The following is a 16,276-nucleotide window of genomic DNA, read 5'->3' as shown; positions in this document are numbered from 1 at the left end:
CAGTGAGTTGCGCTCATCCTCGTGTCCGCCAACGCCACAACGTGGTGCGGCTGACGCCTAGCCGGCGAGCGGCTTCCTGGTGGTCGCCCTGGCAGTCCACGAGCATGCGCTCCATGTCTTCCGGGCTGATGCGCGCGCGGCGCTTGGGTAGTGGCGCGTTCGCCGGCGGCGCGGGTCGAACGCCCGGCCCGTGCGCACGGCTCGCGGCCGGGTCCAGCGCTTCGCTCATCTCGAAGGGCTTTACTGCCCTGCCGGTTGCCAGGCAGATCATGGTCAGCCGTTCAACGGCATTCTCCAGTTCGCGCACATTGCCTGGCCACCCATAGTTTTGCATGACAGGCTGCACGGTCTTCAAGACGTCAGGGCAGAGGGCTTCCAGCCCCGTCCGCGCCAACGCCGCGGGAACCAGTTTACGGACCAGGACCTCGATGTCTTCCCGCCGTTCCCGCAACGGCGGGACGTCGACGCGAAGGATGTTCAGGCGGTAGTACAGATCTTCCCGAAACAAGCCCCCCGCCACCATCGACGCCAGATCCCGGTGCGTGGCCGCCACTACCCGGACATTGACCGGCAGGGCGTCGACACTGCCCACGCGCATGATTTCCTTCTCCTGCAAGGCACGCAACAGACGTGTCTGCAGCGGCAAGGGCATTTCCCCGATTTCATCGAGAAACAGCGTGCCGTCATTGGCGGCCTCGAACAGGCCGGCTTTCCCCTGTTTGCGCGCGCCCGTGAACGCCCCCTCGTCATAGCCGAACAGTTCGCTTTCCAGCAAGGTCTCGGTGAAGGCGCCGCAATTGATGGCAATGAAGGGATGACGCGCGCGGCGGCTGGCGTTGTGGATGCCCTGCGCGAGCAACTCCTTGCCGGTACCGCTTTCGCCATATATGAGGATGCCGGCGTCGCTATGCTGCGCGAACACCTTGCACTGCGCGATGACGTGCTGCATCGCCGGCGATGCGGACACCACGTCATCCAGCCGGTAACGCGCGACCTGCGAACGCCTGTGCGTGTGCGCGCGCAGCTTGCTGACCGCGAGTTCCAGCCGGCTTGAACCGTGCAGCGCCAGGATGGCGCCCGTCTGCTTGCCCTCGTCGAACAACGGCACACGGTCCACCACGATGGATTTTCCGGCAAGTTCCTCGACCGCACCCAATTCAGCCTTGCCGGTTGCCAGGACGTGCCCCAGTTGCAATGCCGGCAGCACGTCCCGCAAGGGCTTGCCCAAGGTCGTGCGTACCGACTTGCCGGTAAGCTGCTCGGCGGCGGGATTCGCCATCACGATGCGGGCGTCCATGTTGACGGCAATGACGCCGTCGCCCAGGTGATAAAGAATGGAATCGAGCTGCGTGCGCCGGGATTTTTCCGCGCGCTGCGCCGTGGCCATTTCGATCGCATCATCGAAGGCTGCCCTTACGGACTCCGCGGAGTACACCAATACTCCCGTCAGCCCCGCCTCGTCGGCAAGATCAGCCACCTGGCCGGGACCCACCACCACCTGGATACCCTCGCTGGCCAATTGCCGCAGGCAATGGCGGGCCTCCTCGGATGTCTCATATGAGCGCAACACCAGCGGCAGAAAAAACAGATCGGCGAAGCGCTGGATTTCCGGTGGAATGCGCTTGAGCATCAGGATGGCGATTCTGTCCGAGAGCTGCCGCGCCTTGCACAGCGCCGCCAGCAAGTCCGACCCGCCGACCTTCACCAAAGCGACCGGATGGGGCAGATTGCGCCGCAAGTACGCACCATGGCTTCCCGCCGCCACGATGACGTCGCAATGGTGGCGCTCGCTGCGCCGCTCTATTTCAGCCAGTGCTTCTTCGTAGCCGCGGTGAATGATCGACACCGACGCGCGGCCGTCCAGTTCCGGGGCGACCTGGCGGAAAACGTCAGTCAGTCGATAGCCGCTGATCGCCCAGATGACGGGTAAGGGCTCGTTCGCCGAGGTCTGGCTCATGTTGCTGCGCCGTTTCAAAGAATGGTTCAATTGAAACATGAAACCTGCAGTGGAACGTCGGGTTTGTGCAAGCCATTGTTTTGTCGGAAGTTTATTTGCCACCAAAAATTGGCATACATATTGCTTATAAGCTCCGCATGCACCAGAAGATGTGCAAGTGAGGAGACCAGAATGTTTTCAAGCCATACCCGGAATCGGCTCGGCAGGCGGACAGCGCACGTCCTGGCAGCCGCTGCGGCGACGATAGCGGCAGTCCTGGCGACAACCGCCCCGGCCCACGCGGCTTACCCGGATCACCCGATCAAGCTGATCATCCCCTTCGCCCCTGGCGGCGGCAACGACGCGGTCGGGCGCACCATCGGCAAACTGCTGACCGAGTCCCTGGGCCAGTCCGTGGTGGTCGAGAACGTGGTTGGCGCGGGCGGCAAGATCGGTACCGCCAACGGCATACGTGCAAAGCCGGACGGCTACACGCTTACGCTGATTTCGAACAGCTATGCGGTCAACGCCGCCCTCTACCAACTGCCGTTCGACTCGGTCAAGGACATGACGCCGATCGGCATGATCGCCCATGGGCCCTTCCTGGTCACGACGTCGAGCAAGCTGCCCGTAAAGAGCCTTGCGGAACTGATCCAGCTGGCGAAAACCAGGCAGGGCAGCCTGTCGTTCGCTTCGTCCGGCGTGGGCGGCATTTCGCATCTGGCCACCGAGCTGTTCATGATGGACGCCGGCATCAAGATGACGCATGTGCCCTATCGGGGTACGGGACCCGCGGTGATGGACACGCTGGCCGGCCGCACCGATGTCTTTTTCAGCACACCGGGCGCGGCGATTCCTTACATCAAGGATGGCCGTCTGAAGGTGCTGGCGCAGACCTTGCCGGAGCGCTGGTCGGACATGCCGGACTTGCCCTCGGTGGCGCAGACGGGGCTGCCCGGATACCAGGTGGTGATCTGGTACGGGCTGATCGCGCCCAAGGGCTTGCCGCAGGACGTGCAGCAGAAACTGAATCAGGCGCTGAACGCCGCGATCGTCAAGCCGGAGGTCGCGCAGCAACTGAGCATGGAGGGCGATCAAGCGTCGCCTGGCACACCGGAACAACTGCGTACCCAGATCCAGGCCGAGGTGGGCGAGTGGCAGAAGGTGGTTGCGCAAGCCCATATCAAGGTTGAGTAATGACACACAGCAGCGACGACGCGTTTCGCGTCATGACTTCCGGGGTATTCACCGCCGCGCACCTGGCGTTGGTGCCGGCGATAGAAGCGTTCATCGGCAAACCGGTCGTGACCCTGACGACTTCCATAGGCACGGGTGAGCAGTCCATACCGAATCGCTTGCAGCGACGCGAACCGGCCGATCTGGTGATCGTCGCCGAACCCAATATGACGAATTTCGTCCGTGCCGGCCACATCGCGGCGGACACGCGGACACTGATCGCCAGATCCGTGGCCGCTGTCGCTGTCCGCGCGGGGCAGCCGCCTCCTGATGCGAGGACGCCGGAGGCGCTGAAACACACCTTCTTGCGGGCCGGCCGCATCGCCTATTCAGCCAGCGAAAGCGGCAAGTACCTGATCACCAAGCTTTACCATCGTCTTGGCATCGATGGTGAGTGCCTGCCGAAAAGCCATTTCGTCGGCAATGGCGAGCGCACCGGCGCCGTGGTGGCGCGGGGCGAAGCCGATCTGGCCTTCCAGCAGGTCAGCGAACTGCGGCCGGTACCGGGCATTGCGCACATCACCCCCATTCCCGACGAGCTTCAGTCCTATGTGTGGGTCGCCACCGGCGCGCTGGCCTGGAGTCGCGATATCGAAAGCGCGAGGGCGGTCGTGCGTTTCCTCGCCTCCGATGCAGCGGCGCCCGAGATCGTCGCCAGCGGACTCGATCCGCTGTTCGGGGAAGATCTATATACGTCGCTGTATGCGGCATGACGCGGGCGTGTCCGGGCGCGGGCACGCGTTTCACGCAATGATCGATGTGTGATTTGCCGTCCTCGCGGTGACATCTTCCCCGCATCCTGGTGCTTGCCACCGGCGGCACCATCGCCTATGACGCCGGCGGAGGCCTGGTCAATCGCAACGTCGAAGTGGCGGACGATAAGGCCGGCTTTGTCGTGTCCTATGACCTCAACCCGCAGAAAGCCACGCTGCTTACCCAATTGCTCATAGGCAATGGCGTGACCGCGCCCGCGCAAGTGCAGCAGGCTCTCGACAACGGGTATTAGGTGTTTGGGGCCGCCACGCGGTAGCCGAGCTGCGCCGACAGGGCGCCGGCGGCTTCGCGTAGGGCCGCAAGCACCCGCTCGATGTCAGATTGCTCCCAGCGGAAGGTGGGGATCAGGAAGCCCAGGCTGCCCACTACCTGTCCTTCCGCATTGAAGAACGGCGCGCCGACGCCCACCGTGTTCGGCGTGCGGTGCGAGTACGTCACCGCGTGGCCGTCCCGGCGGATGTCCGCCAGCGCCGCGTTGATTTCCCTGGCGTCAGGCGTCAAGCCCTGTACCGGCGAGGGTCCGCTGGCGTCGATGGCGGCCTGGATCTCGGCGGGGCTCAGATGGGCCAGGATGGCGCGCGCGGTGGCGCCCCATACCAGCGGTTCCAACACGTTCAAGCTGATGTTGTAGCGCATCGGATCGTCGGGCGAACCGCTGGCGGCATGGAACATCTTCAAATGCCGCCGCTCCAGCAAGGTCAGCAGCGACGTTTCGTGAAATTCCTCGGAGAGTGCCTGCAGGCAGGGTTCGGCCAGCCGGCGATAAGGCATGTCGCCGCCCAGCCTGGCGGCCATGCGATATAGCTCCAGGCCGGGGCCGAAGGTGCCGCCGGTTTCATGGCCCGCGTAGTCGTTCTCCCGCAGCGTGGCGAGCAGGCGGTGCACGGTGCTGCGCGGCAGGTTCAGGCGCTGGGCCAGCGCCTGTGCGGATTCACCGGGGTGATCCACCAGGCATTGCAGCAGCAACAGAATGCGCTTCACGGTGCCTGGCTCCTTGCCTTCACCGGGCGTGGCTTCGTCCTCGATCTTCGTTTGTTTCATTTAACTGATTGGATGCATTAGGTGGCGTTGTGCACGCGCGGAGGGTTTTGAATTCGCCCGCTGACGCGGGCGAATTCGCTGCGCCGTTCGCTGCGTTGTTCGCTGCGTCGCTCGCTGCGTCGCTCGCTGCGTCGCTCGCTGCGTCGTTCGCTGCGCGGGTTTGCTGCTCGGTCTCGTGCCGGGGGATTGTAAGAGCCGCGTCGCGTTGTCCTGTCGTTGACAAAAGCCCGGGTCCCGCTTCACAATTATCACTCAATGGACTTATGTCTCACTCAGTGAGACATATCAGAATAACAGCGGGCACCGCGACATGCAATGCCCGGGCAATGCCAGTCCCACGGACCGGCTCAACAGGCAGAGAGACAACATGGAACTGAACTTCAACGGACGTACCGCCCTGGTCACGGGCGCCAGCCAAGGCATAGGCCGCACGACGGCGCGCATGTTGGCGCTGTCCGGCGCCAACGTGGTCGCCGTGGCACGCCGCGTGGAACTGGTGGAACAGAGCGCGGCGGAGATCGCCGAGCAGGTGGGCAAGCAGGGCAAGGGGGGCAAGATCATCCCGCTGGCGGCGGATTTCTACGATGAAGACGCGCCCGACCGCGTCGCGGCCGAAGCGCAACGCCTGCTCGGCCGCGTCGACATCCTGATGAACGCCGCCGGCGCCAGCCGCCCCGTGCCCTTCGACGCGACCCGCGAGCAATGGCACGAAGGCATGGTGCTGAACTTCTTCCGCATCCGTGAACTCACCCACGCCATCGTCCCCGGCATGCGCCAACACGGCTGGGGCCGCATCGTCACGTTCACGGGCACGTCCGAACCGCGCATGCTGAACGCCGCCTTTACCGCCAAGGCCGCCGTCCATGTGTGGGCCAAGGGCTTGTCACGCGAAGTCGCGCCGCACGGCATCACGATCAACTGCCTGCAGCCCGGCCGCATACACAGCGAACAGATCGCCAAGCGCTATCCCACCGCCGAAAGCGAACGTGAATATGCCCAGGCCGAAATCCCCGTGGGGCGCTTCGGCGAACCGGAGGAAATCGCCGCGGTCGCCTTGTTCCTGGCTTCCGAGCAGGCCAGCTATGTCACCGGCACCGTCATCCCGGTGGATGGCGGCTCCAGCCGCTTCGCGTTCTGACCGCCATGGCCGCGCCTGCCGATCGCGCTACCTCGACGGTGCTGCAGCAGCTTGCCGCCTTCGTTCATGACGTGAGCGACACGCCACTGCCGCCGCCAGTGGTCAGCTACGCCAAACGCCTGATCCTGGATACGCTGGGTTGCGCCTTCGGTGCCATGGACAGTGACGTCGCCCATGCCTTGCGCCGCTACGCCGAAGAGGCAGGCGGCGCGCCGCAAGCCACCCTGATAGGCAGCGGCGTGAAGACCTCGGTGGCCTTGGCCACCCTGGTCAACGGCGGGCTGCTGCGCTACCTGGATTGCAATGACTACTACTTCGGCCGCGACCCGGCGCATCCCAGCGGCAACCTGGCGGTGGCCCTGGCGCTGGCGGAGCGGGAAGGGCGCGATGGCAGGACGCTGATCGCCGGCCTGGTGGCCGCGTATGAAGTCCATCTGCGGCTGGCCGACCATGCGGGTGAACCCTCGCTGTGGAAGCGCGGGTGGCACCATGGCACCAACGCGCAGTTTTCCAGTGCGGCGCTGGCCGCGCGCCTGGCGGGCCTGGATCCCCTGCGCACGGCGCACGCCATGGCCATCGCCGGCAGTCACCAGAACACCCTGGCGCAGTTGCAGAGCGGCGCCATTTCCATGATCAAGGCGACCGCGGAAGCCTGGGTTGCGAAGGCCGGCGTCGAGGCCGCGCTGTTGGCGCGTCACGGCATGACGGGGCCGCTGCAGTTGATCGAAGGCTCGAACGGCTGGGCGGATACGGTCGCCGGCAAAGTCGATATCGCGGCGTTGACGGCGCCCCTGGACGGCCGCTACCGCCTGCTGGAGACCAGCATCAAGCCTTATCCCGTGGTGGCTACGGCGTCGGCGCCGGTGCGCGCCGCCATCGATCTGCATGGGCAAGGCTTGCCCGCCGCCGATGCCATCGCCCGTATCGAAGTGCGCCTGCCCAGCTTTGCCTTGCGCACGCCGTCAGCGCATCCCGATCGACGCTACCCCGCCGGCATTGAAAGCGCCCAGCACAGCTTCTACTTCTGTGCCGCCGTGGCGCTGCGTGACGGTGCATGCGGAGAAGCACAGTTCCAGGCAGACGTGCTGGACGATCCCGCCTTGCGTGCGCTGCTGGCCAAGATCGAACTGCGGGAAGACGCCGAGCTGGATACGCGTTGGCCGCAGGCCGCGGGTGGCGGCATCGTGCTGCATCTGCATGACGGCACGACGGTGTCGCGCATGTGCCCTTATCCGCCGGGTCATCCCCGGCTGGCACTGAGCGATGAGGAACTGGCCGCGAAATTCCTGGGCTATGCGCAGCCCGTGCTGGGCCACATGCGCGCAGCAGCCTTGCGCGATGCGGTGCTGCATCTCGATGAGTGCCAGGACCTGCGTGATTTCACGCCACTGCTCGCGCCGGATTGAACTGATGCCGACAACGACAACAACGATACGGCGCAAGGCGCCGCAGCACGGAGACAAACATGAACCGCTCTTATTTCAGGCGCCTGGCATGGCTTGCGGCCTGGCTTTTCCCGCTGGCCGCCACCGCGCAATCATCCTATCCGGACAAGCCTGTCCACCTGATCGTGCCTTTCCCGCCGGGCGGCGTGGCCGACATCATCGCGCGTCCCATCGCGGAGAAGCTCACGTTGTCGCTGGGCCAGCCGGTCATCGTGGAAAACCGCGGCGGCGCCACCGGCACCATAGGCGCGGCCTACGTGGCCCATTCCGCGCCGGACGGCTATACCCTGCTGCTGGGCACTACCAATGAAATGGCGATGAGCCCCACGCTGTACGGCACCTTGCCGTACGATCCGACCAAGGACTTCGCGCCGGTGTCCATCGTGGCGCAGTTTCCCAACGTCCTGGTCGTCAGCGCCCGGGTACAGGCCGACAAGCTGGCGGATCTCACCGCCTTGGCCAAGGCCAGGCCCAAGAGCCTGACCTTCGCCTCGTCGGGCCAGGGCAGCACCAACCACCTGACCGCCGAGCTTTATCAGACCGAGGCCGGCGTGACCATCACGCACATTCCTTACAAGGGCGGCGGCCCGGCGCTGGTCGACCTGACGGGTGGCCACGTCGATGCCATGTTCGCGACGCTACCGTCGGCCGTGACGCTGATCAAGAGCGGCAAGCTGCGCGCGCTGGCGGTGACCGGCACCGAGCGCTCGGCGGCACTGCCCGACGTCCCGACGGCGCAGGAATCCGGCCTGCCTGGCGTCGTCGTCACCACCTGGAACGGCGTCATCGCGCCGGCCGGCACGCCCCCTGCCGTCATCGACAAGCTGGCGCAGGCGCTCAAGCAGGCGACGCAAGACCCTGCCATCCAGCAGAAGTTCGCACTGGTCGGCGCGGAAACCACGTACACAGCGCCGCAAGCATTCGCGGCCATCATTCGCGCCGACTATGCTCGCTGGTCGGCCGTGATCAAGAAAGCAGGCATCAAGGCAGATTGAGGGAAGCGCCATGGCAGCAATGATAGGAACCGGCGCGCTGGCGCTGTGGATAGACGTGGACCCGGCCCTGGATAGGGAGTCGGATGCCTGGTACATCGAAGAACATATGCCCGAGCGTATCGACATTGGCGCTTACCGCCGCGCGCGCCGCCTGCAGGCGCTGGAAGGGACGCCGCGTTACCTGACGCTGTTCGAGGCGGATACGCCCGCGGCCTTGGCCAGCCAGGGTTACCTTAGCCTGGTGGGCAAGATCAGCGATCAGTCCAGGCGCATCCGCGCCGGGTTCTCCAATGTGGCGCGCAATACCTTTCGGGTGCGGGCCACGCATGGGCGCGGCCTGGGCGCGGTGATGATCAGCCTGCGGCTGAAGCTGGACCCGAACAAGGCCGCCGACGCGGCACATGCCTGGCTGGAAGCGCGCCTGCGCGACGCCATGCAGCGTCATGCCGTGGTCGGTGCGCACAGCCTTGAGGCCGCGCCGGAAGTCCGCGCCAGCATGGATTCCGTGCGGGTGACCGGCCTGGCCGATGCCAAGGTGGAACACGTGGTGCTGGTCGAGGCCACGCGCGTCGAAGACCTGCACGCCTTGCGGCAAGACCTGTTCGCCCCCGCCGCGCTGGCCGCGGGTGGCTGGCAGGAAGAGGCCTACGGCGTGTATGCCTTGTTGTATGAAGTGGCGGAACCGGGACGCTGAGGTCGGCGTTCCACAGCACGCGGTTGCCACGCGTCCGCGACGGATTCGCGTCGTGTGAGCTGCCGCCGAGCAAATAAGCGCGGGACCGGCACAGCGCCGGCCATCGCCGAACCGGAGACATGCTTATGTACACCGCTTCCATTCCCAATCGCCCGACAGCGGTTTCCCGCCGTACCGGCTGGTTCGCCGCATGCGGCCTGATGCTGGCCATGCAGGCCAGCCACGCCGCCGGCTATCCCGACCATGCCATCACCTGGGTCGTGCCCTATCCGCCCGGTGGCAGCACCGATGTCATCGCGCGTAATCTTGCGCAGGCCATGGGGCCCATCCTGGGGCAGTCCATCGTGGTCGAGAACAAGGCCGGCGCGGGGGGGCAGACCGCCATGGCCTATGTGGCGCGCGCCACGCCGGATGGCTACACCCTGCTGGTGGGGGACGCCAGCGTGGCCACGGCGCCCAGTCTCTACCCCAGCATGCCCATGGATCCGCTCAAGGATCTGCGGGCCGTCACGCTGTTCGTCACCGTGCCGCATGTGCTGGTGGTCAATCCCGCGCTGCCGGCCGATACGCTGAAGGCGCTGATCGCGCTGACTGAAAAGCAGCCGGGCAAGATCGACTTCAGCTCTGGCGGCATCGGCTCGCCGCTGCATCTGGCCGGCGAGGCGCTGCGGTTGGAAACCGGCCTGAAATGGACCCATATTCCCTACAAGGGCGCCGGCCCCGCCCTGATGGCCGCGGTCAGCGGCGAGGCGCAGGTGGCCACGCCTTCCTTGCCGGCGGCCCTGCCGCAGGTGCAGGCCGGCAAGCTGCGGGCGCTGGCGGTCACCAGCCCGCAGCGCATCGGCCTGCTGCCCGACGTGCCCACGGTCGCCGAACTGGGTTATCCCAAGGCCACGGTGTTCGGCTGGGTGGGATTGAACGCGCCGGCGGGGACGCCGGCCGATGTCATCCAGGCGCTGAATGCGGCGGCCAGCAAGGCCTTGCAGGATCCCGGCCTGGCGGAAAGGCTGAAGGGGCAGGGCGCCGCCATCGCGTATCGGGATAGCGCCGGCTATGGGCAGTTGATCACCGAGGAGGCCGCGCGCTGGAAACGCGTCGTCACGGAAGCCGGGATCAAGCCGGAATGAGGGAGGCCGGAATGGGGAAAAGCAGGATGGGGATAACGGGAATGAGGTAACGTCAGGGGTAGCCGTGCATGCAGGCAACGTCGTACACCACGTCGCAAGACATGTCGAACTGAGCGGGAGCCCCTATGGAATTGACCGATTTCAAAGTACTGACCTTCGATTGCTACGGTACCCTGATCGATTGGGAAACCGGGATCCACAATGGCCTGCAGCCGCTGCTGGCCAGGCACAAGGCCATGCTGACCAAGGACCAGGCGCTGGAAATCTTCGCGCGGCATGAATCCGATCAGCAGGAAAGGACGCCGGACATGCCGTATTCCCAGCTGCTTTCGGTGGTGTACAGGCGCCTGGCCAATGAGTGGGCCATCCCCGTGATGAATGCCGAGGCCAATATCTTCGGCGCATCTGTGCCGGACTGGCCCGAGTTCCCGGACTCCGCCGAGGCGCTGGCGTATCTGGGGAAGCACTACAAGCTGGTCATCCTGTCCAACGTCGACCGCATTTCCTTCCGCAGCAGCAACCAGCGGCTGAAGGTGGAATTCGATGCGATCTACTCGGCCCAGGACATCGGCGCCTACAAACCCAGCCGCAGGAACTTCGACTACATGCTGGCGCATCTGCGCGCGGACTTCGGCTTCGAGAAGGCTGACATCCTGCATACGGCGCAGAGCCTGTACCACGACCATGCATCGGCCAATGCCTTCGGCCTGGCGTCGGCGTGGATAGACCGGCGCCACGACCAGGCCGGCTGGGGCGCCACCGTGCCCGTGGCCCGCACGCCGCACGTCGACTTCCATTTCAAGAGCATGGCCGCCATGGCGCAAGCGCACCGGCAAGCAATGGGGTAACAGGCAGCGCGTCCTGAGCGTGCCGCCGCCGCACCTGGCGTGGGGGCTGGACGCAGGCCTGGCGCTGGTTCTGTCAGCCCGCGCTGCTCAAGCCTTGGCGGCCAAGCGGCTGGCCAGGGCCACGGCCGCCTCGATCGCGCCGGTGTTGGCGACGCCTTGGCCGACAATGTCGAAAGCCGTTCCATGCGCCGGCGTCGTAAACACCGTATCCAGCCCGGCGGTGATCGTGACGCCGCGATTGAAGCCCTGCATCTTCGTGGCGATCTGCCCTTGGTCGTGATACATGGACACGACGCCGTCATACTCTCCGGCAAAGGCCTTCAAGTAGACCGTGTCCGAAGGGAAAGGGCCGGCACAGGCAATGCCGCGCGCCGCCATGGCCTTGACGGCAGGGCGGATGATGTCGATCTCTTCGGTCCCGAACAGGCCGTTCTCGCCGCCATGCGGATTGAGCGCCGCGACAGCGATGCGCGGCTGCGCGATGCCGGCCTTCTTCATCATCACGTCGGAAAGCTCGATGGCCTCTTCGATGGCGTCCCGCGTGATCTGGTCCAGCGCCTTGCGCAAGGCGATATGCGAGGTCACGCGCGACATCCACTGATTACCCAGCACATTCATCTCGCTGAAATAGCCGTGATGATCCAGCAGGTGGGCGAACATCTTGTGCTCGTCCGGGAATTTCCAGCCGCCGTCGAACATGGCGCGCTTGTTCAGGGGCGCGAAGCTGATGGCGTCGACGACACCCGCTTTGGCGAACTCGATGGCGCGCGCCAGCGTCTCGCCCGTGACGCGCCCCGACTCGGCGCTGTTGATGCCGGGCGGGTACAGGCCGGGATCCGTGTTGGCGAGGTCGATCAGGGGCACCGCGCTGTGCGACCAATCCACCTGCGCCGGGCTGTCGTAGCGCCGGTAGTCGAACGACACGCCGGCCTGCCGCATGCCAAGGTCGAGCACCCGCGCGTCGCCGACCACGACGATGCGGGCAATGCCGGCCAGGCGGCGGTCATGGAGGATGCGCGCAAGCTGCTCCGGACCGATGCCGGTGCAGTCCCCGGGAGTCAGGGCGATGATGGGTAGTTGGCTCATGATGTCCTTCGTGGTGGAGGTCTCGTTCGGGCCGTACAGGCCGTACGGGCGCGAATTCGCTCACTGGGACGACAGCGCGAACGCACGCATGTACCTGCCGGGCACCTGCGTATTCATGTTTTTGTAAATTAAAGACTGTTGACAATTTACAGGTGCAAGACGACGATAGCACGAATTCTGGAGGAAGATAATGGGCCAAGAGACAGCCATGCAGACGCGTGAAATGCCGCCGATTCCTGAATGCCAGGGCGGTTTGATGCACGGTTTTCGTTATGAGAAAGTGCGCACCGCCGGCGCGGAGATCAACGTCGCCATCGGCGGCGAGGGGCCGCCCTTGCTGCTGCTGCATGGCAACCCCTTGACGCATGTCAGCTGGCACCGCATCGCACCCACACTGGCGCAGCACTACACGGTGGTGGCGCCGGATCTGCGCGGCTATGGCGACAGTTCCAAGCCCGATGGTGGCGACGACCATGCGGCTTACTCTTTCCGGACGATGGGCGAGGACAATGTCGCGGTGATGGCGCACTTCGGCTTCGACCGCTTTCCGGTCGCCGGCCACGATCGCGGCGCGCGGGTGGCGTTTCGCATGGCATTGGACTTTCCGCAACGGATCGAACGCCTTGTCGCGCTGGATATCGTGCCCACGCATCACGTGCTGACCAACGTCAGCCTGGGCTGGGGACTGGAGTCCTACCACTGGTTCTTCATGGCGCAGAAAGCGCCGTTCCCGGAGAAGCTGATTACCTCCGACCTGAACTACTACATGGATTACAAGCTGAACAAGAAGGGCGTGGGCTTGCAGATCTTCAGTCCGGAGGCGATGGCCGAATACAAGCGCTGCACGACGCCGGAACAGATACACGCGATCTGCGAAGACTATCGCGCCACGGTCACGGTGGATCTGGCCATGGACACGGCCGACTTCGGCAAGAAGACGATTGCCTGCCCCGTGCTGGTGCTGTGGGGGTCGAACAGCCACTGCGGGCGCCATTTCAAGCCGGTCGAAGCGTGGCAGCCCTGGGCGCCCGACCTGCGCGGATGGGCGATTCCCACGGGGCACTATCCCGCCGAACAGCGTCCCGATCTGGTGTATCGGGCGCTGTGGGAGTTCTTCGGCGGGCGCGAGCCGGAAAGAATCGAAGTTTGAGCGGCGCCCGCGGAGGCGCCGCTACCGCAGCAAGAACGCGGCCCTTTTTTGAGGGGCCTGCGTCAGCGGGCGCGGGGATTATTCCTTCCCTATCGCGGCGACGATGGCCTGGGTCATGGCCTTCGTGTCACCGGTCCCCTTGATATCCCGCGTGCGCGTGGCGGGTTGTGCCAGCGCCGCGGTGATGGCCCGTTCCATCAGCGCGGCCGCGTGCACCGCTTCCGGCAGCTTGCGGTTATGCCCCAGCCAATCGACCATCATGCGTGTGGATTCGATCATGGCATAGGGATTCGCGATGCCCTTGCCCGCGATGTCGGGCGCCGATCCATGGGTGGCCTGCGCCATCGCCAGATTACCCTCGCCGATGCATAAGCCGGGGGCCATGCCCAGGCCGCCGACCAGCCCCGCCGCTTCGTCGGTAAGAATGTCGCCGAACATATTGGTGGTGACGATCACGTCGAAGGACTGCGGGTCGCGCACCAGCCGCATGGCCATGGTATCGACGATGACCTCGTCCACGGTGACGTCGGGAAATTCCCGGGCGACGCGATGGCATTCCTCCACGAACATGCCGCAGCCCAGCTTGAACACGGTGTCCTTGTGCACCAGCGTCAGGCGCTTGCCACGTTGCCGCGCGATCTCCGCCGCCACGCGCGCGACCCGCGCGGAGCCGACCCGCGTGATGACGCGCACGGAGATGGTCATGTCCTCGGTCGGGCGAAACTCCCCCGAGCCCGCCACCACGTTGCGATCCGGTTGGAAGCCTTCATTGTTCTCGCGCACGATGACCAGGTCGATATCGTCGCGAATGGCGCCCAGGCCGGGATAGGACCGCGTCGGCCTGACGTTGGCGAACAGGTTCAGGCGCTTGCGCAGGATGGGATGCGGATTGATGGCGCCAGGCGTCTTGGGGTAGGCCTGATGGCCGATCGGGCCCAGGATGACGCCGTCCATGGTGGTCAGGGCCTCCAGTGTGCCGTCGGGAAAAGTCGAGCCATGGGTGTCCAGGGCCTTGCGGCCGATGGGCATGGGGCGCCAGTCGATGCGCAGCCCGGCCTTATCCGCCGCGGCACGCGTGACCTCCACGGCAGCGGGGACGATTTCATGCCCGATGTCGTCGCCGTTGAGGACGGCGATTACCAAGGGAGTATGCATAGGAACAGACCTTTGAAATTGATGATGAGATTTCGGCCGCCGCCGCCGCCTCCGCCGTCGGCGGTCGGAGCGATGCGCGACCCACACGGGCGCGCCATGAAGCATCGGCCGGTCGGGCATCGGCCAGTGAGGCGGCAGGCAGTGCAGCGGTGGGAGATGCCCCCTTACGAAATGCGGATCAGGCGTTGGGTCAGCAGGTCCGCCGAAGCCAGCGTCTCCAGCTTGCTTACCAGTTCGACGATCTCCGCGGCGGTGTGCCGGTTCAGGCCGGCGAACTCCGCGTTCTCATGGAACTTGCCCGCCACTTCCTCATAGCTCATGGGCATGGCGGGGCTGCCCTTGCCCATGTCGGCCCGGCCCGATACGCGCCGGCCGTCGGCCAGGTCGATGTCGATGATCGTGGTCATCAAGTGATAACCCGCCGCTTCCGCCACCTCGTCCACCACGAAGTCCACTCTCTCTATCATGGCCTTGACGTCTTCGCGCTCCACCGCGGCGTCGGTGAACTCGTTCAGGCCGGCGCGGCCGTCCAGCAGCAGGATGGCCATGCAGAACTCCATCGAGAACTTCGCCTGCAGTTCGTCCTTGGGCCTGTGATGGATCAACGCATTGGGCATATTGTGGTTGGTGCCCACGCGCACGTGCCGCACGTCTTGTGCGCGGATGCCGTGCTGCTTGATGAGGCGCAGCATCTCCGTCATGCCGGGGTGGGTAAGCGAGCCGGACGGGTGCGGCTTGATCGATACCCCTGGATCCACGAAGGTCCACGGCGCGCCCAGCTTGCCGTGGATGGCGGCGGGATCATAGCCACCGCCCGCGGCGGAGAAGAAGCCGCGCGGCGCTTCGAGGATGCGCGGCGCGGCCGTCCAGCCGTAGGAGGCGAACTGGGCGGCGGCCACGCCGCTTTCGGAGGCGCGGCCGGCGTGGAACGGTTTGGTCATCGTGCCGAAGTTTTCGCGCAGGCCCGCGGACTGGCTGCCCGCGATGGACAGCGCGCGCCGCGTGGTGGCGACGTCGAAGCCCAGCAACTTGGCGGCGGCGGTCGCGGCGGCGAACGTGCCGCAGGTGGCCGTGGCATGGAAACCCGTCTGGTAATGGCGCGGGGCGATCGCTTCAGCGATCTTGCACTCCACCTCGACGCCCAGCTGATAGGCCAGCATGAAATCGCGGCCGGACGCCCCGGTCTGTTCCGCGATGGCCAGCGCGGCCGGCAGGGCGGGCGCGGTGGGGTGCGTCAGCAAGCCGTACACGCGGTCCTTGGCCACGGCCAGTTGCGTGTCGTCGTAATCATCGGCATGAATGCCGACGCCGTTGGCGAACGCGGCAAAACGCGGCGCCACCTTGCGCCCGCCGCCGATGACGGTGGCGCTGCCTTCGCCCAGGTTCAAGTCGTCCAGGTGGCGGCGCACCAGTTCGCCGGTTTTCGACACCGAGCCGGACAGGGCCAGGCCCAGGCCATCGAGGATGGACTTCTTGCCCAGGGCGACAAGCTCGGGCGACAGGTCGGCGGCCGTGCTGCGGGTGATGAACTCGGCGACGTATTTGGTGAGTTCGATGTCGGGCGATTCGTTTTTCTGCATGTCTTCCTCCGAGGTGGCGTGAAATTTGATAACTGTAAATTGTCAACAATACTAGGTAAACCCGGAGTGGT

General features: G+C 65.4%; 15 protein-coding genes. 10 read left to right on the top strand and 5 right to left on the bottom strand.

Features of this window, described 5'->3' with window-relative positions:
- Positions 1-13: 13 nt before the first annotated feature.
- Positions 14-1,957, bottom strand: coding sequence for a propionate catabolism operon regulatory protein PrpR (gene prpR / locus CEY05_RS10135; protein WP_158219309.1), 1,944 nt, complete (start codon positions 1,955-1,957; stop codon positions 14-16).
- A gap of 171 nt (positions 1,958-2,128) precedes the next feature.
- On the opposite strand from prpR, the gene CEY05_RS10130 reads away from it, so the two are divergent.
- From CEY05_RS10130 to CEY05_RS10120, 3 genes are all read left to right on the top strand, one after another.
- Positions 2,129-3,133 (top strand): tripartite tricarboxylate transporter substrate binding protein, encoded by a 1,005-nt coding sequence (locus CEY05_RS10130; protein ID WP_158219308.1) that lies wholly within the window; start codon positions 2,129-2,131, stop codon positions 3,131-3,133.
- Entirely contained in the window at positions 3,133-3,885 is a 753-nt protein-coding gene (locus CEY05_RS10125) for a substrate-binding domain-containing protein (RefSeq protein ID WP_088598336.1), read from the top strand. The genes CEY05_RS10130 and CEY05_RS10125 overlap by 1 nt, the downstream gene beginning before the upstream one ends.
- Before the next feature lie 89 nt (positions 3,886-3,974).
- Positions 3,975-4,178 carry a hypothetical protein gene (locus CEY05_RS10120; protein ID WP_088598335.1) on the top strand — a complete coding sequence of 68 codons (204 nt, stop codon included), beginning with the start codon at positions 3,975-3,977 and terminating at the stop codon, positions 4,176-4,178.
- Here the strand turns inward: CEY05_RS10120 and CEY05_RS10115 are convergent.
- Complete coding sequence (locus tag CEY05_RS10115; RefSeq protein WP_088598334.1) at positions 4,175-4,987, bottom strand: IclR family transcriptional regulator; 813 nt, start codon at positions 4,985-4,987, stop codon at positions 4,175-4,177. The two genes, CEY05_RS10120 and CEY05_RS10115, sit on opposite strands and share 4 nt — an antisense overlap.
- Before the next feature lie 367 nt (positions 4,988-5,354).
- Here CEY05_RS10115 and CEY05_RS10110 point away from each other — a divergent pair, with 367 nt between their 5' ends.
- From CEY05_RS10110 to CEY05_RS10085, 6 genes are all read left to right on the top strand, one after another.
- Positions 5,355-6,125: an SDR family oxidoreductase gene (locus CEY05_RS10110; protein ID WP_088598333.1), complete on the top strand. Its 771-nt coding sequence runs from the start codon at positions 5,355-5,357 to the stop codon at positions 6,123-6,125.
- A 5-nt stretch (positions 6,126-6,130) separates the two neighbouring features.
- Positions 6,131-7,531, top strand: coding sequence for an MmgE/PrpD family protein (locus tag CEY05_RS10105; protein WP_088598332.1), 1,401 nt, complete (start codon positions 6,131-6,133; stop codon positions 7,529-7,531).
- A 59-nt stretch (positions 7,532-7,590) separates the two neighbouring features.
- A complete protein-coding gene (locus tag CEY05_RS10100) occupies positions 7,591-8,565 on the top strand; it encodes a tripartite tricarboxylate transporter substrate binding protein (protein ID WP_088598331.1) in 975 nt (324 codons plus the stop codon).
- A gap of 10 nt (positions 8,566-8,575) precedes the next feature.
- Positions 8,576-9,259: a DUF4286 family protein gene (locus CEY05_RS10095; RefSeq protein WP_143220353.1), complete on the top strand. Its 684-nt coding sequence runs from the start codon at positions 8,576-8,578 to the stop codon at positions 9,257-9,259.
- A gap of 125 nt (positions 9,260-9,384) precedes the next feature.
- Complete coding sequence (locus CEY05_RS10090) at positions 9,385-10,386, top strand: tripartite tricarboxylate transporter substrate binding protein (protein ID WP_158219307.1); 1,002 nt, start codon at positions 9,385-9,387, stop codon at positions 10,384-10,386.
- A 125-nt stretch (positions 10,387-10,511) separates the two neighbouring features.
- Complete coding sequence (locus tag CEY05_RS10085) at positions 10,512-11,234, top strand: haloacid dehalogenase type II (RefSeq protein WP_088598328.1); 723 nt, start codon at positions 10,512-10,514, stop codon at positions 11,232-11,234.
- Between the two features lie 87 nt (positions 11,235-11,321).
- Here CEY05_RS10085 and CEY05_RS10080 read toward each other — a convergent pair whose 3' ends face one another.
- A complete protein-coding gene (locus CEY05_RS10080) occupies positions 11,322-12,320 on the bottom strand; it encodes a PdxA family protein (protein ID WP_088598327.1) in 999 nt (332 codons plus the stop codon).
- A gap of 208 nt (positions 12,321-12,528) precedes the next feature.
- Between CEY05_RS10080 and CEY05_RS10075 the strand changes: the two genes are divergently transcribed.
- The gene (locus CEY05_RS10075) at positions 12,529-13,470 is read left to right on the top strand and encodes an alpha/beta fold hydrolase (protein WP_088598592.1); all 942 of its coding nucleotides are present in this window, start codon (positions 12,529-12,531) and stop codon (positions 13,468-13,470) included.
- A 78-nt stretch (positions 13,471-13,548) separates the two neighbouring features.
- Here the strand turns inward: CEY05_RS10075 and CEY05_RS10070 are convergent, their stop codons facing one another.
- Positions 13,549-14,625, bottom strand: coding sequence for an isocitrate/isopropylmalate dehydrogenase family protein (locus CEY05_RS10070; RefSeq protein ID WP_088598326.1), 1,077 nt, complete (start codon positions 14,623-14,625; stop codon positions 13,549-13,551).
- A 164-nt stretch (positions 14,626-14,789) separates the two neighbouring features.
- Positions 14,790-16,205 (bottom strand): MmgE/PrpD family protein, encoded by a 1,416-nt coding sequence (locus CEY05_RS10065; RefSeq protein ID WP_088598325.1) that lies wholly within the window; start codon positions 16,203-16,205, stop codon positions 14,790-14,792.
- Positions 16,206-16,276: the final 71 nt, after the last annotated feature.

The sequence above is a fragment of the Achromobacter sp. HZ34 genome (assembly GCF_002209485.1).
Classification (GTDB): Bacteria; Pseudomonadota; Gammaproteobacteria; order Burkholderiales; family Burkholderiaceae_B; genus Bordetella_C.
This window is presented reverse-complemented; position numbering and strand designations above follow the sequence as displayed.